Below are 20,148 nucleotides of genomic sequence, written 5' to 3' on the forward strand. Positions count from 1 at the left end.
CTCGACATGCTGGGAAACCCAGCCAGCGATCTGGTCGACTTTCGCGCGCGAAAGTGAATTGTTCAGCGGCTCCCTAGCAATGTGAGGCGCATAAAAGGTGTTCGGTGTTGCCCATCCTTGAGCTTCGATACAAGCAAGATCGTACTTGGTAAGCCACACCCGGTCCCCCACCCCAAATTCCTTTGTGAATGGATGATCGACTTCCGGGAATGCAAGACTAGCGTCAGCGCGAGGCCATGTGTAACGTCCCCCAGCGAGAATCGGAGCAATAACGCCAACTGTTCCGTTTGCGCCAAGATTCAGAAGTTCTTCCACGGTGCAGCGAAGTAGTTCTGCCGCCCGAGGCAGTCTGAGAAGCTCTGCCTCCACGCCACGTGAAAAACTATCCTGAGTAAAAGTTTGATCCTTGTTTCGCAAGGCTATTATCCATAACTAAGGTTGTACAACTTACGATTTCGTGTACAAGTTACGATTGAACTGACTGTGGGCAGGCTCCTCAGTCTGCTGAGGTCCAAGAATACGGCGCAAGTTGCGGCCTGAGCCATAGTTCATAGCTGTAGGTATCGTTCCGTGTCGGCCAGTAGTATGACTAACGACTGCAAATTAGTTGCAATAAGGCAATTATAACTGACTTGCTGCCTCGGGCAAGTCTTACGAGATCCAAGGCGTTCCGATGCCATCAAATAATATTGTTGGTATTTTTGATGGTATTTTCATCAAAAGTTACCTATTTTTCATAGGAGGATTCGATTCCGGCCGGAGCACCACCTACTCATCCGTAGTAGTCCCGCAAAGTCCAAGAAACCGCGTTTCGCCCTCTGGGAACGCGGTTTTTTTGTGCGCCAAAGTTTGAGCTCGTCCATTACCAGCCATCGTTTTTGTCGTAGGCGGATGCTGCGCTGTCGGGCAAAGCATACAAGCCGCGACCCAGCTCGAGCAGCCGGCCTTCGTCGGTCAGCGACGCGAGTAGTGCGAGCGATACGCCGGCGCAGTCCACAGCGCGTGTACTCGGCACGCCCTTGAATCGTGCCAGCTCAAGAATTTGGTCGGCCTGGAGCTTTATCTCACCACCCCATACAAAACCTCGACCGGCGTCGCGCAAAGAGGCGGGTTTTCGTCATGACGGAATTTGTCCTGCCAACCTTGTCAAAGATTGCCCATTTGAAACAAAAATATAGATATTGAACAGCTCCGCATTACAATAGCAATTAGCTCAACAGCAACGACAGCAGTCGATGTCCGCTATCCCCTATTACGAACAGCACGCAACTCGGCTGGTTACTCAGTACGAGTCGCTGTCTTTTGAGGACGTCCACGCGGACCTGATCGGCATACTGCCGGCGTCGGGAAGCACGGTCCTCGATATCGGCGCAGGTTCCGGCCGGGACGCGGCGTGGCTCGCGGCGAAGGGATACGACGTCGTGGCCGTCGAGCCATCCGAAGCCATGCTCGCCCACGCGCGCGCAAAACACACGTCGAGCCGGATCCAATGGCTGTCCGACAGCCTGCCTGACCTCGCGAACGTGCGCCGCCTCGGCTTGAGCTTCGACCTCATCCTGCTGTCCGCCGTCTGGATGCACATTCCTCCATCCGATCGGCAGCGTGCGTTGCGCAAGCTGGCGACGCTGCTGGCGCCGAAAGGACGTATCGCCATCAGCCTCCGGCTCGGCGCGCCCGACACCGAACGTGCGATGCACGAGGTCTCGCTGCCGGAACTGGCCGGCCTTGCCCAGCAATTCGGCCTGCGCATCGTCCACACCAGCGACAGCCAGGACAAGCTGGGGCGGAGCGAAGTGTCGTGGACGAACGTCGTGCTGGGGCTTCCCGACGACGGCCTGGGCGCCCTGCCCCTGCTGCGGCACCTGATCCTCGTGGACGAAAAGTCGTCGACGTACAAGATCGCGCTCCTGCGCGTGCTTGCCCGCAGCGCGGATACCGCTGCGGGACTGGCCCGCTACGACGCGGATTCCGTGGTCGTGCCGCTGGGTCTCGTATCGCTGTTCTGGCTGCGCATGTACAAGCCCCTGATCGAACACGCCCTGCCCCAGATGCCGCTCACGCGGCTCGGGACCGGCCCCGGTTTCGTCACCAACAGCTTCACCTCGCTGCGGCCCGTGACCGCGGTCGAACTGCGGATCGGCTCCGTGTTCAGCGACCAGACGGCGAAGCACCTGCACCAGAGTCTTTCCGAGATTTCGCAGGTAATCCGCAACATGCCCGCGAACTACCTGCGCTGGCCCGCGAGCGACAAACCGATCTTCGACGTCACGCGGCGCCGCATGGCATCGACGCCGTCCCCGCTGCAGATCGACGAAGCCTTCCTGTGGAGCCTCGGCGACTTCCGCATCCCGCTCGAGATCTGGCAGGCGCTCACGCATTACAACGTGTGGATCGAGCCCGTGCTCGTGTCGGAGTGGGTCAGGCTGATGGAGTCCTATTGCAACGACGGGCGACCGGACGTTCGCGCCCTCGCCCACTCGCTGCTCGCATGGGTGGATCCCGCGCGCGACACCGGCTTCGCGAGGGCGGCGGTCGACCGCATGCGCGCGGCCGGCAAGCCGGTGTACTGCGTCTGGTCCGGCGCGCGCCTGCGCGACGAGTACGACGTCGACCACTGCTTCTCGTTCGCCGCCTGGCCCTGCGGGGACGCATGGAACCTGATGCCGGCGTCACGCCAGGTCAACATCCAGAAGTCGAACCGGCTCGTCACCCAGGCCGCGCTGGAACGCGCCAGCGACACCATCAGCAGCTGGTGGAACGACGCCTTCCTGAGCCAGGGCGACGGTCTGAGGCGCCAGTTCTTCCTCGAGGCGTCGCAGACGCTGCCGATTCTCGTGGCCACGCCGGAGCCGGCCGACGTCATCGACGCGATGAAAGTCCATCGCATCAGGTTGAGCAAGGATCAGGGACTGCGTCCTTGGGAGCCGGCCAATACCTCCGATCGCAACCGGGCAGCGGCCGCAAGCCTCCCATCGATGCATCAACCGACTATCGAATGAGTTCGCACACATGAAAACTATCTTCGTCATCGTCATCCTTGCCGTTCTTCTAGCGGGAATCTTCGCAGTGCAGTTGAAGACGGCGAAGGGAAAAGGTCGCACCGGTGCGTACCGCCGCCGCAGATTCATGACCGATAACGAGGAGGAGTTCTTCGGCCGACTCGTCGTAGCACTTCCTGACCATTACATTTTTCCGCAGGTCGCGATGTCAGCCCTGCTCGACACGGCGAGTAGCGACAAGCGAACAGCCCATGGCGACCGATTGCGGATCGCCCAGCAGCGCGTCGATTACGTCGTCTGCACCCGACGCTGCGAGGTCGTCGCGGTCGTCGAACTGGACGACAAGACGCACTCGCGCGCAAAGGATGAACTGCGGGACGCGCGACTCGAACAGGCGGGCATACGGACTATCCGCTTCCAGGCGCGTAACAAGCCAAAGGTCGAGGCCATCCGGGCCATGATTCTCGGCCCCACGGTGACCGAGGCCGGCAAGGCTGCAACCGAACCTACCGGTCAGGGTGCCGTGCCTGCCGGCGCTACGTCACTCACACAGCAATAGTCCGCGCATGCGCCGGATTTCGTCATGACAAAATTTGTGGTTCGGGCTGCCGTGATGGCGGCCCTTCCATCATTGCGAACGACGGCGAACTCGCAGACACGCCCGACAGCTCCGATGTGATCCGGTAGTTCAACCATCGTCCCGACCGGGCATCGCTGCAAATGGACGACACGAATCAGGGCTCTTAGCCACCGTGCCGGCAGGCTTAAGGCCAGCGTCTATCGAGCGCGGGTAGTCAGGACAATCGGATAACATGCCGGGCGGTAACTCGACCGAGTCAGCGCCGTCGTCTGAGTGCGCGTCTGCGCCAAGGCCTGATGTCATGGCCGCCTCGGGAGGTTCTGTCGACGACAGCTGCGACTAGGGCGACGTGCAGTGAGCGGTGTCGGACGGTGTGCGCAAGGGGACTGGCGATGCAGGAAGTATCACGTGTCTGGAACGATCTGAAGCGAAAAGAAGACCAGTTGACGTGGAGCGGTGGCCATCCTGGTCACGGCGAACAGTACGACAGCATGGGACGGCCCGCCGGTACCTCGGCTCACCTGGGCGGCGCGTGGGGCTATGACCAGCTCGGCCGCGTAAATCGTGTGCGCAAGGCGCTGCACGACTCCGGGCCGCTGGCGCAGCGCATGATCGTCGAGCGCCTCGCTGGTATCGACTTGTCGATGATCGCCTCCATCCTTGTGTCGGCGTGCCAGGACCTGGCACTGATCTACGGTGGCTCGACCGTTATCGGTGGATTCATCGGCGGTGTCGGCGGCGCCTTCTTTGGTGGCATCGGTGCGGTGCCGGGCGCTGCCGCCGGCGCCGCCGCGGGCAGCTACGTCGGCGGTCTCATTTTGAGCGTGCTGGGCCTGAAGTCGCTGGTGGAAGGCATCGCAGAGGCGATACCGGCCGCGCTGCGGCACTACCAGAAAGGCATCGCGGAAGCATGGGGTCCCGAGCGGCAGGACGACCGCTTGCGCCTGGGCCTGGGTATGCGCGGCGACACCGCCGTGGCAGCGTTCGACCTCGCCAACGGCCACGTGATCGTGATGATGGCGATCCTGTCCGTCATGACGGCGTATATGTCGCGAGGGAAGGCTGACCGGGTGGTCCTGCTGAACGAAATCGAGCGCAGCCCCCGGCTTGGTCCGCGCGTCGCGGCCTGGGTTGAGCAGAACGAAGAGCGGCTACGTCGGCAACCGGCGCTGCAGGCGACTCATGGAGGCGCTGGCGGTCCGCACGGACCCGCGCAGGAGCCGCCGCCATCGCGGCCGCGTGACGGACGACGCGAGAGCGAGGGATCCCGCCCGCTCCTGATGCCGACGGCGAAGGTTCCGTGTTTCAAGACCAACGGCTTGCCGTCGACTCGCTTTCCTGAATTCGACCGCCAACTGGCCGGGCAGGAGACCGGGCTCAACGACATGACGGTGGCCGATTACCTCGATGGTCGCGACGCGTTCGAAACCCGCACGGTGGTGCGCAATCCGAATATGGCGCGCACGGCCCGTACAACCCATAAAGGCAAGCTGGAACGCAAGTTCTTCAACACACTGCGCAACCAGGGATTGTCTGGCCTCGAAGCGACGGCGAAGGCCGCCGAGATGGCGACCGACCAGATGAAAGTCCTCGCCGCACTGCATAATCCGGATATGGTCGCCGGCGGGAGGGACGTGATCGCCGGGTTTGGCGACCGCTCGATCAATTCGCGTATCGGAGCACAATGGAAGGCGTGGACTAAAGAGAACGGCGCGAGAACCACTCGACTGGCCGAGCTGGACAAAGCCGCCGAACGCGTACCCGAATCGCTGCGCACTACAATGAAAATGAACGCAAAACTTGAACGCTGCAAATGAGGATACCCCCAAACATGGATGAGGATTTCGCTCTTTTTCTAACGCATTTTGGACCACCGATTGACAGGCGTTACGTGCCACCCTCGACGATTGATCGTTACCGCGGCAAACTCCCTGACCAGTTGCTGGCATACTGGGAAGAGTATGGCTGGTGCGGCTATGCGGACGGGTTATTCTGGACCGTGAATCCCCAGGAGTACGAGCCAGCACTGGAGGCATGGATCGGCGAGACCCCGTTCATGGAGCAGGACGCCTACCACGTCATAGCACGCAGCGCTTTCGGCACCCTATACCTCTGGGGCGAAGAGACCGGAGACACACTCAGCGTGATGGCGCCGGCCTCGACCTGTTTCACCTCGCCTCCCGATGACGACATCGACCGCGATTTCCAAATGCGTTTGTTCTTTGGGGGGATGTCGCGCGGGGCCAATGATGTCGAGGGCCTGTTCGCGCCGGCGTTGCAACAGTTGGGGCGCCTCGCGCACGACGAAATGTACGGCTTCGTTCCGGCGCTCGCGCTCGGTGGCGCTCTAACGCTCTCCAACCTGCGCAAGGTCAAAGCAGTCGAGCACCTCGTCATCCTTGCACAGCTTGCGCCGCTTCACGTAACTGAAATCTGATCGGCGGGCGCCGTCCGGCCGCGTGACCGGCCTCAGTCCAGGCCTGCGATGGCGCAGCCGCTTCCCGCCAAAGGACGCTTGACATGGATGAAGATTTCGCCTGCTTCTTGGCAGAGTTTGGACCGGCGATCGATAGGCGCGACGTGCCGCCATCGACGATCGCACGCTATCGCGGCAAGCTGCCGGACCAGTTGTTGGCGTACTGGGACGAGTACGGCTGGTGTGGCTATGCGGATGGGTTGTTCTGGACCGTCGATCCTCAGGAATACGAGCCTGCGCTCGAAGCGTGGATCGGCGATACACCATTCATGGAACAGGACGCCTACCACGTCATCGCACGCAGCGCTTTCGGTAAGCTTTACCTCTGGGGCGAAGAGACCGGGGACACACTCAGCATATTCGCGCCAGCCTCGACCTGTTTCGCATCGCCTCCCGACAACGACATCGACCGCGATTTCGAAATGCGTTTGTTCTTTGGGGGAATGTCGCGCAAGGGCATTGACGTCGAGGGCCTGTTCGCGCCGGCCCTGCAGCATTTGGGGCGCCCCGCGCACGACGAAATGTACGGCTTCGTTCCGGCACTCGCGCTGGGCGGCGCTCTAACGCTCTCCAACCTGCGCAAGGTCAAGGCGGTCGAGCACCTCGTCCTCCTTGCACAGCTTGCGCCGCTTGACGTAACCGTAATGTGATCGGGCGGGTGCCGTCCGGCCGCGTGACCGGCCTCAGTCCAGGCCGCGATGGCGCAGCCGCTTCCCGCCAAAGGACCCTTGACATGGATGAAGATTTCGCCTGCTTCCTGGCAGAGTTTGGACCGGCGATCGATAGGCGCGACGTGCCGCCATCGACGATCGCACGCTATCGCGGCAAACTGCCGGACCAGTTGTTGGCGTACTGGGACGAGTACGGCTGGTGCGGCTATGCGGATGGGTTGTTCTGGACCGTTAATCCTCAGGAATACGAACCTGCGCTCGAAGCATGGATCGGCGATACGCCGTTCATGGAACGAGACGCGTATCACGTCATCGCCCGCAGTGCGTTCGGCACGCTTTACCTGTGGGGCGAGAAAACCGGCGACACGCTGCGTATCTTTGCGCCGGCGTCGTGCTGCTTTTCGTCTATGCCGGATGAAAGCATCGATCGCGACTTCGCCATGCGCGTGTTCTTCGGGGGATTGTGGCGCCACTTCAATGACGTCGAAGGCTTGTTCGCACCCGCATTGCAAAAGCTGGGACGCCTTGCACACGACGACATGTACGGCTTCGTTCCGGCGCCCGCGCTCGGTGGAACGCTAACGCTCGCTCACCTGCAAAAGGTCAAGGCGGTCGAACACCTTGCTTTCATCGCGCAGCTCGCGCCGCTCCACGTGATCGAAGTCTGATCGGCAATAGCTGGCGCAACGTCAGCCTTCCCTCGGCTGGAAACGACAGTGAACCAAGATCCGCGACAAGGGTCAAAGTGGTCAGCGGTATTCCGCGTTAGAAAACCGCACCCATACCCTAACCAGCTGTGTATCCATGCGTGTATCCATGCCACAGATGAGCTTGCCAAGAAAACCCAGCAGCGACGCGGCATCCAGCGGACTCATCGATTCCGGCCGGAACCTACTCATCCGTAGTAGTCCCGCAAAGTCCAAGAACCCTCATTTCTCCCTCCGGGAACGCGTTTTTTTGCGCGCCGAAGTTTGAATCAGCAGTCCGCTCCTGATTGCGCGGCGCCCGCAGGATTCACTGCGTTCAGAGAAACCGCAGGCGGATCGGGTACACGCCAGTGATGGATTCCACGCAGCCTTCGGCGACCAGAATCGGCGCCAGCACGGACGCCAGCCTGCGCGACTTGGCCGGGTAGTGTTGATTGATCCAGTAGCCAAGCGTGCCGGGCTCGACATCGCCGGTCATGTTGGCACCGAGACCAGCTTCCTCGCCCGCTGGAAAATCGTTCAGCAAATCTTGCAGGAAGTCACTGTCGATGGTGAACGGCGTCTCGCTCCAGACGCCCGAAAATCCGATGTGGACGTTGCCCGCGTAGCTGATGTTGGGTGTCTTGCCGTTCAGCGTGCTGATCAGCGTGCGCGGCAAACCCGCATGATCGCGCCTGAGCCGTGCCGCCCCCGCCCGCTGGATGTGCTTGCGTTGCCGCTCGTCGATGCCAGCCCCCGGCGCGTTCTCCTTCAGGCAGCTGACGTCGTAGCCGATCATGAACAGGCTCGCTTCGAACGCATGCATGCGGTCTTTTGCCGCCTCTGCCGCGAACAGCCCGGGCGCTTTCTCCGACACCGCGGCCATCAGCCAGCCAAGCCGGATCTTTGCGCTGCACCAGTCGGCGGCCGTCGCGGCGGCGGCGGCGGGTGCGTACGACAGCACGCCGGGGCTCTGCGCATCCGCGAACAGGCTGTGCACGGAGCGGTCGGACGGTGTCGCCGGAAAGGCCAGTTCGGATGGCAGCGGTGCGCCTGCCTTGCCCTGCGAGCGGCGCCACAACTCGACGAGCGCAGCGATCGCCGCCGCGACCCGCGAATCGTAAATCGGCAATCCGTCGTGCGATGCGAGCGCGTGGACCTTGGTCAGCATCGAGTTCATCTTCACAGCCTGCGGCCGACTGGCGTCAACGACGGCGACGTCGAGCGCGAATGCGCGGCTTGATGTGCCCAGGTATTCCGCCAGCTTTCCCTCCGCATGCAACGCTTTCAGGAACGGCATGGCGCCTTTTGCATCGTTACGGTTACCACCCCACGCGAGGACGCGGCGGCAGACGTCCAGCACCTCGTCCTCGTTGCGGCCGGCGATGGCCCGCTTCAACGCATCGCCCAGTTCGTGCAGATAATCCCGCGTTTCCTGCCAGTTGCCTGTTTCGCTGCCCTTCGTTCGCCAGCGGTAATGCCGCAGCAAGTCCAGTCCAGAAACGTCCGTACGGATGCCACCCGGGACGAAGCGCGACGATTTGATGTCGAGCCGGATCGACAGGCTACGATAGTGTTCAGCCAGCCAGTCCGTGAATGCGGCGACGTCCGACGACGCGATAAATGCGTTTCTGTTCATGCGATAAACTTTCTTTAAAGAAACTTTGATCCGAATTATAGCAATGCGGGTCAAGCGCGCGTTTCGGTCAAAAATAACGCCAGCGTTCGTCGTCGAACCTGGCGCCCGGGGGCACGAGGCCGGCGTCGATCAATGCGCGGAAGAGCAGCGTCTTGAGTTCATCCGCACCGGCCGCGGTATATTCGCCGTTGTGATGCGATTGCGCGGGAATGAAGCGCGCCGGCCGCTTCGCCGGATCTTCTTCCGTGATGTCGACGGTTACGTGGATGATCAGCCCCGGCGTCCCGTCCGCCGGCCGGATCCCGCGCGTGCCGATTGTCGCGAACGTATGGTCGCGGCTGACGTACACGGCCAGGCCACCCGGCGGATCCCTGACCGGTTCATGCTCCTCGTGCAGGGTTCTGGCGCTGTAGAAGAAACCCATGGATGCGGGCCCAGGCGTCGAACGGGGATGCAGCAGGGCGCCCACCGAAGGACAGCGCTGGACGAAATACCCGCCGAGTGCGGCGTACACCTGGTTCAGAGCCGTCTGCACCTGCCGGATGGTTCGGTCATTCAACGTGCGCGCGTACGCCGGCGCCAGCTCGAACTGCTGCTGTTCGATGGCGGCCTCGTCCCCGCCCCACCGGGCCGGATGTGGATCGATGGGCAGAACGGTGCGCGCCAGCGTGCGTCCATCCGGCGCGACGCATCCCGACCGGTAGTGCGCCTGCACGCCGCGGTACCACTGGCTCTCCGGCGCGAAATGGCGGTCCACGATTTGTACCAGCGTTGGATTGGCGGGGATCACGAGCCGGTCGCGCACGACGTCCGCGAGTAGCGCCCCCGTCGTGCGCACGTGTCCGTCGACGCGGGCGAAGCACGCATTCGCATCCGCGATCCTGTCCGCATCGACCGTGTCGTCGGCGTGGATAAACCCGCGCGCGAGATGCCCGGCCAGCCGGTTGACTTCACGGCAAAGTCCGTCGACTTCGACATACACGCGGTAATACACTGGCCAGTGCCGGACGATCACGTGCGGACCGGTAAACATGCCGAACACCAGGTTGCCCAGCTCCGTCAGTTCGCGCAACAGGTGTGGCGCGCTCGTCGTCTGCTTCAATGCGTTCTCCTTTCGATATCCGATTCCCGCGGCTTGTTGCCCGGCACCGGTACCGATATAGTGCGACGGATTAGCGACAAAATACGTCGGGAACCATGCCCAGAGATTCCACCGAACGACAGCTGGCCCGCAGGCTGGCGATCATCGACCTGTTGCCCCTTCTGCCCGAGCACGGTACCGGACAGGGGGCGACAGTCGACCAGCTCATCAACAGGCTGGGAGACACCTTCGCGGTGGATCGGCGCACGTTCGAACGTGACCTGCGGGACCTCGCCGACCCGCAGGGTCCGTGGCGGCGACAGTTCGGCCTCGAGGTGGAGTCCCGTCCCAGCGCGGACGACGGCAGGGTCAACGAATGGTTCACGACCGCGCACAGCAAGATCCCTCTGTTCAAATCGGTGACGGCCGTCGACGCGCTGGTGGCCAGCTTCGCCCGCCAGGAACTGGGGCCGTTCCTGCCGCGCGACGCGCGCCGGGCGCTGGACGAGCAGGTCGCGACGATCGAACGGAAACAGCGGCATCTGCACCACACCGACGCGCATCGGCAAGTCATCGCCTACCAGGACAAGATCCGCCGCCTGCCGGACGGCCGGCCGATGGGACCTGGCAAGGTAGCTCCGGCGCATCTGCAGACCGTCAACGAGGCCTTGATGAAGAACCTGATGCTGCGTCTCGTCTATCGCGCGGCCAGGTCCGAGGTGAACAAGACGCATCGCGTGTATCCCGTCGGCCTCGTGATTCATGACCGTACGCTGCGCCTGCTGGCTGTCGACGAGGCCGAGGTCACCCTGGATCCAGCGGCGATGACGGTCAAGAGTTTCCACCTTCACCGCATGCGGGAAGTGGCACTGGGCGATCCGGTCGCGCGCAACATCAGGGTGCCCACGCTGGACGAGGCGCTCGCGCGCGGCACGCTGGAGATGTGGTCGAAGGGCCGTATCACCCTGCACCTGCGCTTCGCCGGCGGCGAGAACGCGGACGTCTTCGCGCGTACACTGGAAGAGATGCCGTTGTCCGACGACCAAACCATCTTCCTCAACATGGCCGGACAACGGGAACTGATGGCCACCGTGACCAATACGTCGACGCTGCGCCGCATGTTGCAAAGCATGGCCCGCGAAGCCAAGGTGCTGGCGCCAGCCGATCTCAAACAGGAGATGTGCGCCTTCCTGGCCGAGGCGCTCGCCTTGCAACAGGGCGACTGACGGAACGGCCAGGCAGCCTTGACCGGCACGCCGGTCGCCTGCCCGATCCCGGTCGCATGAACGGTCAGCGCGACTTCACGCCCCAGTCGTCGTACTTGTGCACGATCGCGCTCGAGGTCCCGTCGCGCTCCATGGCTTCCAGGGAACCGTTCATGCGCGCGACGAGCGCATCCGGCACGGCGCGGTTGCAGGCCAGGTAGACCCGGATGCGGTTGAACACGAGGACCGGGACCACCTTGCCCGCGTAGCCCAGGCGGTCGAGCGTGAGGCTGCCGCGGCGGATGCTGGCGGCCCACAGGTCGATGCGGTCCATCATGAGCTTGCGGGGATTGATCAGGTCGTTCGGCGCGGGGTCGACGTTGAAGCCGCGCGCGCGCAGGAACTGGTCGCGCGCGTCGCCGTTGTAGGTGCCCACGCGGTAGGCGCGCGCGTCGTCCAGGGTGCGCACGTCGAAACGGCGGTCGGCGCGGCCCATCAGGACCCACTCGGCCTCGCCGATCGGTCCGATCCATTTGAAATGCGATTCGCGCTCCGGCGTGCGCGTGGTCGAATAGACGCAGGCGTCCTTGCGTTCCAGCGCGGCCGTGTAGGCGCGCTTCCAGGGCAGCAGGTCGATCGAATAGGCGATGCCGGAGCGGACCATGATCTCGCGCACCATGTCGGTACCGATCCCCGTCACGCGGTCGCCTTCGCGCATGCTGTACGGTGCCGAGGTCTCGGTGGTCAGGTACAGCCGCGGCGCCGGCTCCGCCCGCGCCCACGCGCACGCTACCGCCAGCAATGCGGCAAGAACTGTCGTTTTCATACGTTCGCACCCAGTGCGGGCGTCCCCGGCGGACAACCCGTTTAACTAGCATAGCAGCAACATCGCGCACGCGGCAACGCATAACAAGCCGGCAATGTTGACCACTCACCGGTAGCGTATTTGCGACATTTTGCCGAGTCAGTTGGCGTTAAATTCTTCCAAGCAAGACTTTCAGTGGTGAAAGTGCCATACTTTGGCCATTCTCACCAAAAATCACACGCCATGCTGTCCGTGTTCACGCTTCCTTCCGATCCGTCGCTGCTCAGCTACGGGCTGTACACGCCGAAGCTCGTCGCGTTGTCCATCCTCGTCGCCATCTTCGCATCCTGGATGGGCCTGCAAATCGCCGGCCAGGCCGCCGCCAACCGCGCCCAGCGCTGGATCATCCTCGGCACGGGCAGCCTCGCGCTCGGCGCCGGCGTGTGGGCCATGCACTTCATCGGCATGCTCGCGTTCGACCTGTGCACGGAGGTCGACTACGACCCGTCCGCCACCATCCTCTCCAGCCTGCCGAGCATCGGCGCCTCGTTCGTGGCGCTGACCCTGATCGCGCGCGAGCGCCTGGGCGGCTGGGGCCTGCTGGCCGGCGGCGTGATCGTCGGCGCGGGCATCGGCGTGATGCACTACGCGGGCATGACCGGCATGCAGATGGGCCTGGAACTGCGCTACGACCCGTTCATGTTCGGCCTGTCGATCGTCGTCGCCGTCGTGCTGGCGACGCTGGCGCTGTGGGTGCGTTTCGGCCTGTCCAGCCTGTCGCACCGGCTGAGCGAACAGCGCCGCCTGCTCCTGGCCGCCATCGTGATGGGCTGTGCCATCGCCGGCATGCATTACACGGGCATGGCCGCGGCGCGCTTCGTCGGCCACACGGTAGCGCCGGCGACCCACAAGACCAGCACCTTCCTCGCACTGGCGATCACGCTGATCACGGTCGCGTTCACCGTCTTCGTGGTGGCCGCCAACGGCCTGCTGCGCTACCGCCAGCTGTTCCGCGAACTGTCGCGCAGCGAGGCGTGGATGCGGGCACTGCTCACCACCACCGTGGACGGCGTGATCACGGTCGACCGCCAGGGCACCATCCGCGAGTTCAATGCCTCGGCCGAGCGCATCTTCGGCTGGCGCCGCGACGAGATCGTCGGCCACAACATCCGCCTCGTGATCGGCAACGAGACCGCGTCCGAGGAAGTCGGCCTGCTGCACTCGCTGCGCATGGGCCAGATCAGCCCCGGCGCGCGCGGCGCCGAGGTAACGGGCCGCTGCAAGGACGGCAGCATCGTGCCGATCCGGCGCGCCCTCGGCCATGCGCGCCTGGACGGGCAGGACCTGTTCGTCTGCTTCATCACCGACATCACCGACCGGCGCAAGATGGAGCAGGCGCTGCGCGCCAGCGAGCAGCAGTTCCGTTCGCTGATCGGCAACATTCCCGGCATCTCGTACCGCAGCAGCCTGATCGAAGGCGAGGCGCCGATGCTGTTCATCAGCGACGCCGTCGAGCGCATCACCGGCTATCCGGGCCGCGACTTCCTGGGCGCGGCGCCGCGCCGCACGTTCGCGCCGCTGATCCATGCGGCCGACCGCGTGCGCGTGTCGGAAACGATCGCCACCGCGCTGCGCGAGGACCGGCCGTACCTCGTCGAATACCGTTTGTTGCATGCGGACGGCAGCACCCGCTGGATGTGGGAAAACGGCACCGGCGTGCGCAACGAGGCGGGCGAGCTGTGCTGGCTGGACGGCGTCATCCTCGACATCACGGAGCGGCGCGAGATGGAAGACGCGCTGCGCGTGGCGAAGGAAAACGCCGAACAGGCGGCCGCGGCGCGCGCGAGCTTCGTCGCCAACATGAGTCACGAGATCCGCACGCCGATGAATGCCATCCTCGGCTTCACCGACGTGCTGCTGGACGGCGAGCTGAACGCCGACCAGCGCCGCCACCTGGACACGATCCGCAGCTCGGGCCGCGCCCTGCTGCGCCTCCTCAACGAGATCCTCGACACCGCCAAGCTGGAAAAAGGCGCGGTGGAGCTGGAACATAACGACTACAACCTGCTGTCGCTGATCGACGAGCTGTCGTCGACGCTGGCCGCGAACGCGCGCGCCAAGGGCCTGCAAGTCGACATCCATTACGATCCGGCGCTGCCGACCTGCCTGCGCGGCGACGAGCTGCGCGTGCGCCAGGTGCTCACCAACCTGCTCGACAACGCGATCAAGTTCACGGAACAGGGCAGCGTCACCCTGCGCGCCGACCTGAAGGACGAACACCTGCACTTCACGGTCAGCGACACCGGCATCGGCATCGCGCCGGAGCGCCTGGCCGCCATCTTCGAACCGTTCACCCAGGCCGACGCGTCGATGACGCGGCGCTTCGGCGGCACGGGGCTCGGCACGACGATCTGCAAGCAGCTCGTCGAGCTGATGGGCGGCCGCATCTGGGCCGAGAGCGAACCGGGCCGGGGCACGACCTTCCATGTCGTGCTGCCGCTCGCGCTGGCGCGCTTCGCCCCGCAGCAGCCGCGGGTGCGCACGGCCGCCGCGCTGCCGCCGCTGCGCGTGCTGGTGGCGGACGACGTGCCGCAGAACCAGGAACTGCTGCAGCTGCTGCTGGCGCGCCGCGGCCACACGATGACGGCCGTCGGCGACGGCGCCGCCGTCGTCGAGCTCGCGGCCCGCGAGCGCTTCGACGTCATCCTGATGGATTTCCAGATGCCGACGCTGGACGGTCTCACCGCCACGCGCATGATCCGCGAACAGGAAGCCGCCACCGGCCGGGCGCGCGTCCCGGTCATCGCCATGACCGCCAGCGTGCTGGCCGAGCACCGCCGCGCCAGCGCCGAGGCGGGCATGGATGGCTTCGCGAGCAAGCCGGTCGACTGGTTCGCGCTGTCGCACGAGATCGCGCGCGTGCTGGGCCTTGGCCCCGGCCACCACGCGGACGACCTGCCGGCGCAGGAACGCCAGACCCTCAATCGTCACGCCGGCCTGCGCCGCTGGAGCGACAAGGAAGACGCGTGGCTGGAAGCCCTCGCCCACTTCGCCGCCCAGCTCGACGGCCTCGGCGCCACGCTCGCGGCCCACGCCACGGCGGCCGACTACCGCGCGCTGCGCATGCACGCGCACAAGGTGCGCGGCATCGCCGCCAACCTCGGCCTGGAACTGCTGGCCGATGCGCTCGCCAAGCTGGAAGGCCTCGTCGACGGCGACAGCGGCAAGCTGTATCCGGCCGCCGAGTCCACGCTGGAAGCGTCGCTGGAGGACCTGCGCGGCCTGCTCGACACCGCGCTGGACGCGATCCGCGCCGCCCTGCCGAAGCCGGCCGCCGCCAAGCCGCAGGCGGCCCGCCCCGTGGCCGACCTGGACCGCGCGCGCCGCGCCGGCAACGTGCTGCGCGATGCGCTCAAGCGCGGCGGCCTGGACGACGCCGCGCTGGCGGGCCTCGCCGCCGCCACGAGCGGCCATCCGCTCGCCTCCCGCGTCGCGCAAGTCCACGCCGCCATTTCCGATTTCGACTTCGACCTCGCCCTGCAACAACTTGACACCGTGCTGGCCGCCATCGACGAGCCGGCACAGGAGACCATCGAATGACCACCGTCAACCAACCGCTGATCCTCGCGGTCGACGACGAGGCCAGCAACCTCCAGCTGCTGCGCCAGATCCTGCAAGACCACTTCCGCCTGCGCTTCGCCAAGGACGGCCCGCGTGCGCTCGAACTGGCGCGCGAAGAGACGCCCGACCTGATCCTGCTCGACGTGATGATGCCCGGCATGAGCGGCTACGAAGTGTGCGCCGCCCTCAAGGCCGATCCGGCGCTGGCCGCCGTCCCCGTCATCTTCGTCACCGCACTGAACGACACGAGCGACGAGGTGGAAGGCTTCGAAGCCGGCGCCGTCGACTACATCACCAAGCCCGTCAGCCCGCCGATCGTGCGCGCGCGCGTGCGCACCCACCTGTCGCTCGTGCGCATGGAAGAACTGCGCGCGTCGCGCCTGGAGATCGTCCAGCGCCTCGGCCTGGCCGCCGAATACAAGGACAACGAGACGGGCCTGCACGTCATCCGCATGAGCCATTTCGCGCGCATCCTGGGCCTCGCGGCCGGCATGACGGAAGCGGAAGTGGACGACCTGCTGCACGCCGCGCCCATGCACGACGTCGGCAAGATCGGCATTCCCGACCGCGTGCTGCTGAAACCCGGACCGCTCGATCCGGACGAATGGAAGATCATGCAGAGCCACGCGCAGATCGGCGCCGAGATCATCGGCCACCACGACCACGGCGTGCTGGCGCTGGCGCACAATATCGCCCTCACGCACCACGAGAAATGGGACGGCAGCGGTTATCCGAACGGACTGGCCGGCAAGGACATTCCGCTCGAAGGCCGCATCTGCGCCATCGCCGACGTGTTCGACGCGTTGACGTCGATCCGGCCGTACAAGAAGGCGTGGACGGAACAGGAGGCGCTCGACTTCCTCGTCAAGCAGAAGGGCAAGCACTTCGACCCGGAGCTGGTCGACCTGTTCCTGGCGCAGATGCCGGCCATCCGCGCGATCCGCGAGCGGTGGGCGGAGCAGGAAGTGGAACCCGCGGCAGCGCCGATGCAGGCGGCGGCGTAATCAGCCGAGGCGTGGCGCGGCCGCGAGCCGCACTTCGGCCCGGCGCGCCACCAGTTCCTGGTACAGGCGCGCATAGTTGTCGGCCATCTGCGCCGACGTGAACAGCTGCCAGTAGCGCGCCTCCGCGCGCTGGCCCATCTCCTGCGCCATCTGCGGATCGTGCCACAGCCGCGTCATCGCGGCGCGCAGCGCCTCGTGGTCGGACGGCGGCACGACCAGGCCGGTCTCGCCGTGCACGTTGATGTACGTGGTGCCCGTGCCGATCTCGCTGGAGATCATCGGCTTGCCGTACATCGCGCCTTCCAGCAGCGAGATGCCGAAGGCTTCCGAGCGCAGGTGCGACGGGAAGGCGACGGCGTAGCAGAGCTTGAGCAGCGCCGCCTTGTCGAGGTCGTCCACGGCGCCGACGAACTGCACGCGCTTCAGGCCCAGGCGCTCGGCGTGCGCCTTCAGTTCCGCCTCGATCGGCCCCGCGCCGACGATCACGACGGGGTAGTCCGTGCCGGCCACGGCGTCGAGCAGGATGTGCAGCCCCTTGTAGTAGCGCAGCACGCCCACGAACAGGAAGAATTTCGGGCCGACCCGCGCGCGCCAGTGGTCCAGGCGGGCCTGGTCCGGTTCCGGGTAGCCGGATTTGTCGAGGCCGAACGTGATCACGCGCGTCTTGTCGCGGTAGCGGTCGAGCACGGCCGACGACGCCAGGTAGTTGGGCGACGTCGCGACGATCGTGTCGACGCTTTCCAGGAACCGGTGCTTCAGGGGCTGGTACAGCTTCAGAAGCGCTTTCTGGCGCACGATGTCGGAGTGATACGTGACGACGGTCGGCTTGTCGATGCGGGCGATGAAGTGCGCCAGGTCCATGAACGGCCACGGGAAGTGGTAGTGCACGACGTCGGCTTCCGCCGCCATGCGCGCCAGCTTGCCGATCGCCTGCACCGACACCGCGTTCGACGCCACCTCGAAGTTCAGCGGCACGCGGTGCACCGTATGGCCTTCGTAGTCGAACGGTTCCAGGCGCCGGTCGCGCGACAGCGACAACACCTGGTTCGTGATGCCCAAACGCCCTGTTCCCACGCACATCTGACGGATGACCTGTTCGACGCCGCCGACCGAATCGGGGAAATAGGTCTTGTAGAAGTGCAGGACACGCATGGGCTGGGACATGGAGGCAGTCTGGTCAGAGTAAAGAGCGGTAGACGGCGGCGGTCTGGCGCGCCGTCGCGTTCCAGGTCAGCTGGGCGGCGCGCGCGCGCCCGGCCGCGATGCAGCGCGCCCGCACGGCGGGTTCGCGCGCCAGCGTGAGCATGGCGTCGGCGATCGCGCCGGTGTCGAGCGGATCGACCTCCAGTGCCGCGCCGGCCGTCACTTCCGGCAGCGACGTCGTGTTCGACGCGACGACCGGCACGCCGGACGCGAACGCCTCGACGACCGGGATGCCGAAGCCTTCGTACAGCGACGCGAACACGAACACGCCCGCGCCCGCGTAGACGTGGCGCAGTTCGGTGTTGTCGGTGAGACGGTTCAGCCAGACGACGTTCGCGCCGTCCTGCACGGCGGCGGCGATGCGGCGCAGCAGTTCTTCCGAACGCGCACCGGCACTGCCGACGATGAGGAGCTGGCGCTCCGCGCGCACGGCGGGCGGCAGCGACAGGTAGGCGTCCAGCAGGCGCTCGACGTTCTTGCGCGGCTGCAGCGTGCCCACGAACAGGAAATATCCCGGACGCAGTCCGTTGGCCTGCAGGGTCGTCGCCACGGCATGCGCCGGCGGCGGCGCCAGCCATTCTTCATCCACGCCGCACGGCACGACGGTGATGCGGCGCTCGTCGATGCCGAAGCAGTCGACCAGTTCGTCGATGGCGAAGTGCGACAGCGCGATCACGTGGTCGGCCTTTTGCGCGGCCTTGCGCTGCAGCCAGTTCTTCAGGCCACGCATGCGCGGGTTGCACCACTCGGGATGTTTCACGGGCAGCGCATCGTGCAGGCTGGCGACCACGGGGCAATCCATGCGCACGACGCGGTAGTCCGTCACGTGAAACACGTCGACGGGCATGTGCACGCGGTGCGCGTCCGGGGTCATGAGGTCGACGAAGGACGCGCGTTCGAACGTATGGGGCAACGCTTCGCCCTTCGTCACGGGCCCGGCGCTGCGCAGGCGCGGCCAGGAATACGGCCGCATCGCGCAGCCGGCGTGCGGCAGGTGGCGCAGCAATGCCTGCGTATAGACGCCGATGCCGTCCAGGTGTCCGCCCGTGAACGCGGGTTCGATCATGGTCGTGCCGATGCCGATGCGCAGGTCCGGCTGCACGAGCGCATCGTTGGCGGCCTCGGCGGAACCAGGGAGCGCGCGCAGGCGGTCCTGGAGGGCGGGCGCGCCGTCCGGTCGTCGTTTAGGGAGGCCCAGTTCGATCATGGTGGTGTCCAGGCCGGTCGGGACCCTGTTCATGCCTGGTACATCCAGCGCAGCGTGTCGACCAGCGGCGTGGGCTCGATCGTACCGATCGTGCCCGCCAGCTTGGCGTTGCTGCCGGACAGCGTGAGCACCTCGTTGGCGCGCACGAAGGCGGGGTTGACGTGCACTTCGATGCGGTAGCCGGCGATGTCGCTCATCATGTCGATCAGGCTCTCCAGCGAGTGCGAGCGGCCGGAGCAGACGTTGAAGACTTCGCCGGCGGGCGCCGCCGCGAGCAGGCGCCGGTAGCTCTTCGCCACCGTGCGCACGTCGGAAAAATCGCGCGCGATCGCCAGGTTGCCCAGCTCGATGCGGCGCGCGCCCTTGCGGAAGTGCGACACGATCTTGGGCAGCAGGAAGTTCTCGTTCTGGCCGACGCCCGTGTAGTTGAACGGCCGCGCGATCACGATCGGCAGCTTGTCCATCCACAGGCGCGCCATGTATTCCATCGCGAGCTTGCTGACGGCGTAGTCGTTCGCCGGCGCGGGCGGCACGAATTCGTCGATCACGGGCACCGCGGCGTTGCCGTAGATATTGGCGGACGACGCGAGCAGCACCTTGGATGGCTTGTGCGCACCGTGCGCCAGCGCTTCCAGCAGGTTGCGGGTGCCGACCACGTTGACGCGGTACATCTGCTCGGCGTCGTTGTGGGCCACGAACGCGATGGCGGCCAGGTGGACCACCACGTCCGGCCGCACCTGTTCGATGACCGCGGCCAGCGCGGCGCGGTCGGTCAGGTCGACGGTGAAGATATCCGGTCCGGTCTCGCTGCCCGGCAACACCGTGCCGAACACGTGATAGCCCGCGGCGGTGAGCTCGCGCGCCATGTAGTAGCCGGTGAAGCCGCGCAGGCCGGTGATGAGGGCGCGCTTGCCCTCGCCTTCCTTGGGCTCAACCATCCGGACGAGGTCTTCCGTGACCATGCGGTTCAT

17 protein-coding genes are annotated in these 20,148 nt (G+C 65.2%); 9 read left to right on the forward strand and 8 right to left on the reverse strand.

Annotated features, from left to right (window positions below; translation table 11 throughout):
• Together QPK29_RS30490 and QPK29_RS30495 are read right to left on the reverse strand one after the other, a co-directional pair.
• Positions 1 to 417: hypothetical protein (locus tag QPK29_RS30490; RefSeq protein ID WP_400189899.1), on the reverse strand; the 417-nt coding region annotated here is incomplete at its 3' end.
• A gap of 445 nt (positions 418 to 862) precedes the next feature.
• On the reverse strand, positions 863 to 1,102 hold the full coding sequence (locus QPK29_RS30495) for a type IV toxin-antitoxin system AbiEi family antitoxin domain-containing protein (RefSeq protein WP_371772103.1): 240 nt from the start codon (positions 1,100 to 1,102) through the stop codon (positions 863 to 865).
• A gap of 133 nt (positions 1,103 to 1,235) precedes the next feature.
• Here QPK29_RS30495 and QPK29_RS30500 point away from each other — a divergent pair, with 133 nt between their 5' ends.
• The 6 genes from QPK29_RS30500 (at position 1,236) to QPK29_RS30525 (ending at position 7,394) form a co-directional block, all read left to right on the forward strand.
• The gene (locus QPK29_RS30500) at positions 1,236 to 2,999 is read left to right on the forward strand and encodes a class I SAM-dependent methyltransferase (RefSeq protein ID WP_371772102.1); all 1,764 of its coding nucleotides are present in this window, start codon (positions 1,236 to 1,238) and stop codon (positions 2,997 to 2,999) included.
• 10 nt (positions 3,000 to 3,009) lie between these two features.
• A complete protein-coding gene (locus tag QPK29_RS30505; protein WP_056124553.1) occupies positions 3,010 to 3,558 on the forward strand; it encodes a DUF2726 domain-containing protein in 549 nt (182 codons plus the stop codon).
• Between the two features lie 413 nt (positions 3,559 to 3,971).
• Positions 3,972 to 5,396, forward strand: a complete 1,425-nt coding sequence (locus QPK29_RS30510; protein ID WP_371772101.1) for a DUF6861 domain-containing protein — start codon at positions 3,972 to 3,974, stop codon at positions 5,394 to 5,396.
• Positions 5,397 to 5,410: 14 nt separating this feature from the next.
• Positions 5,411 to 6,016, forward strand: coding sequence for a GAD-like domain-containing protein (locus QPK29_RS30515; RefSeq protein ID WP_056124767.1), 606 nt, complete (start codon positions 5,411 to 5,413; stop codon positions 6,014 to 6,016).
• A gap of 83 nt (positions 6,017 to 6,099) precedes the next feature.
• On the forward strand, positions 6,100 to 6,705 hold the full coding sequence (locus QPK29_RS30520; protein ID WP_056124558.1) for a GAD-like domain-containing protein: 606 nt from the start codon (positions 6,100 to 6,102) through the stop codon (positions 6,703 to 6,705).
• Positions 6,706 to 6,788: 83 nt separating this feature from the next.
• Entirely contained in the window at positions 6,789 to 7,394 is a 606-nt protein-coding gene (locus QPK29_RS30525) for a GAD-like domain-containing protein (RefSeq protein WP_056124561.1), read from the forward strand.
• Between the two features lie 355 nt (positions 7,395 to 7,749).
• Here the strand turns inward: QPK29_RS30525 and QPK29_RS30530 are convergent, their stop codons facing one another.
• On the reverse strand, positions 7,750 to 9,105 hold the full coding sequence (locus QPK29_RS30530) for a hypothetical protein (RefSeq protein WP_371772100.1): 1,356 nt from the start codon (positions 9,103 to 9,105) through the stop codon (positions 7,750 to 7,752).
• 13 nt (positions 9,106 to 9,118) lie between these two features.
• The gene (locus QPK29_RS30535; RefSeq protein WP_056124567.1) at positions 9,119 to 10,153 is read right to left on the reverse strand and encodes a hypothetical protein; all 1,035 of its coding nucleotides are present in this window, start codon (positions 10,151 to 10,153) and stop codon (positions 9,119 to 9,121) included.
• Positions 10,154 to 10,248: 95 nt separating this feature from the next.
• Between QPK29_RS30535 and QPK29_RS30540 the strand changes: the two genes are divergently transcribed.
• On the forward strand, positions 10,249 to 11,358 hold the full coding sequence (locus QPK29_RS30540) for a helix-turn-helix transcriptional regulator (RefSeq protein WP_371772099.1): 1,110 nt from the start codon (positions 10,249 to 10,251) through the stop codon (positions 11,356 to 11,358).
• A 64-nt stretch (positions 11,359 to 11,422) separates the two neighbouring features.
• Here QPK29_RS30540 and QPK29_RS30545 read toward each other — a convergent pair whose 3' ends face one another.
• A complete protein-coding gene (locus QPK29_RS30545; RefSeq protein ID WP_371772098.1) occupies positions 11,423 to 12,163 on the reverse strand; it encodes a substrate-binding periplasmic protein in 741 nt (246 codons plus the stop codon).
• 222 nt (positions 12,164 to 12,385) lie between these two features.
• Here QPK29_RS30545 and QPK29_RS30550 point away from each other — a divergent pair, with 222 nt between their 5' ends.
• Both QPK29_RS30550 and QPK29_RS30555 read left to right on the forward strand, forming a co-directional pair.
• On the forward strand, positions 12,386 to 15,742 hold the full coding sequence (locus QPK29_RS30550; protein WP_371772097.1) for an MHYT domain-containing protein: 3,357 nt from the start codon (positions 12,386 to 12,388) through the stop codon (positions 15,740 to 15,742).
• Entirely contained in the window at positions 15,739 to 16,767 is a 1,029-nt protein-coding gene (locus tag QPK29_RS30555) for a response regulator (protein WP_371772096.1), read from the forward strand. Before QPK29_RS30550 ends, QPK29_RS30555 begins: the two co-directional genes overlap by 4 nt.
• Here QPK29_RS30555 and QPK29_RS30560 read toward each other — a convergent pair whose 3' ends face one another.
• The 3 genes from QPK29_RS30560 to QPK29_RS30570 are packed head-to-tail and all read right to left on the reverse strand — an operon-like array spanning position 16,768 to position 20,148.
• On the reverse strand, positions 16,768 to 17,919 hold the full coding sequence (locus QPK29_RS30560) for a glycosyltransferase family 4 protein (RefSeq protein ID WP_056124582.1): 1,152 nt from the start codon (positions 17,917 to 17,919) through the stop codon (positions 16,768 to 16,770).
• A 25-nt stretch (positions 17,920 to 17,944) separates the two neighbouring features.
• Complete coding sequence (locus QPK29_RS30565) at positions 17,945 to 19,210, reverse strand: glycosyltransferase family 4 protein (RefSeq protein ID WP_371772095.1); 1,266 nt, start codon at positions 19,208 to 19,210, stop codon at positions 17,945 to 17,947.
• Complete coding sequence (locus tag QPK29_RS30570; protein ID WP_082577100.1) at positions 19,207 to 20,148, reverse strand: GDP-mannose 4,6-dehydratase; 942 nt, start codon at positions 20,146 to 20,148, stop codon at positions 19,207 to 19,209. The genes QPK29_RS30565 and QPK29_RS30570 overlap by 4 nt, the downstream gene beginning before the upstream one ends.

It is taken from the genome of Massilia orientalis (assembly GCF_030411975.2).
GTDB lineage: Bacteria > Pseudomonadota > Gammaproteobacteria > Burkholderiales > Burkholderiaceae_D > Telluria > Telluria orientalis.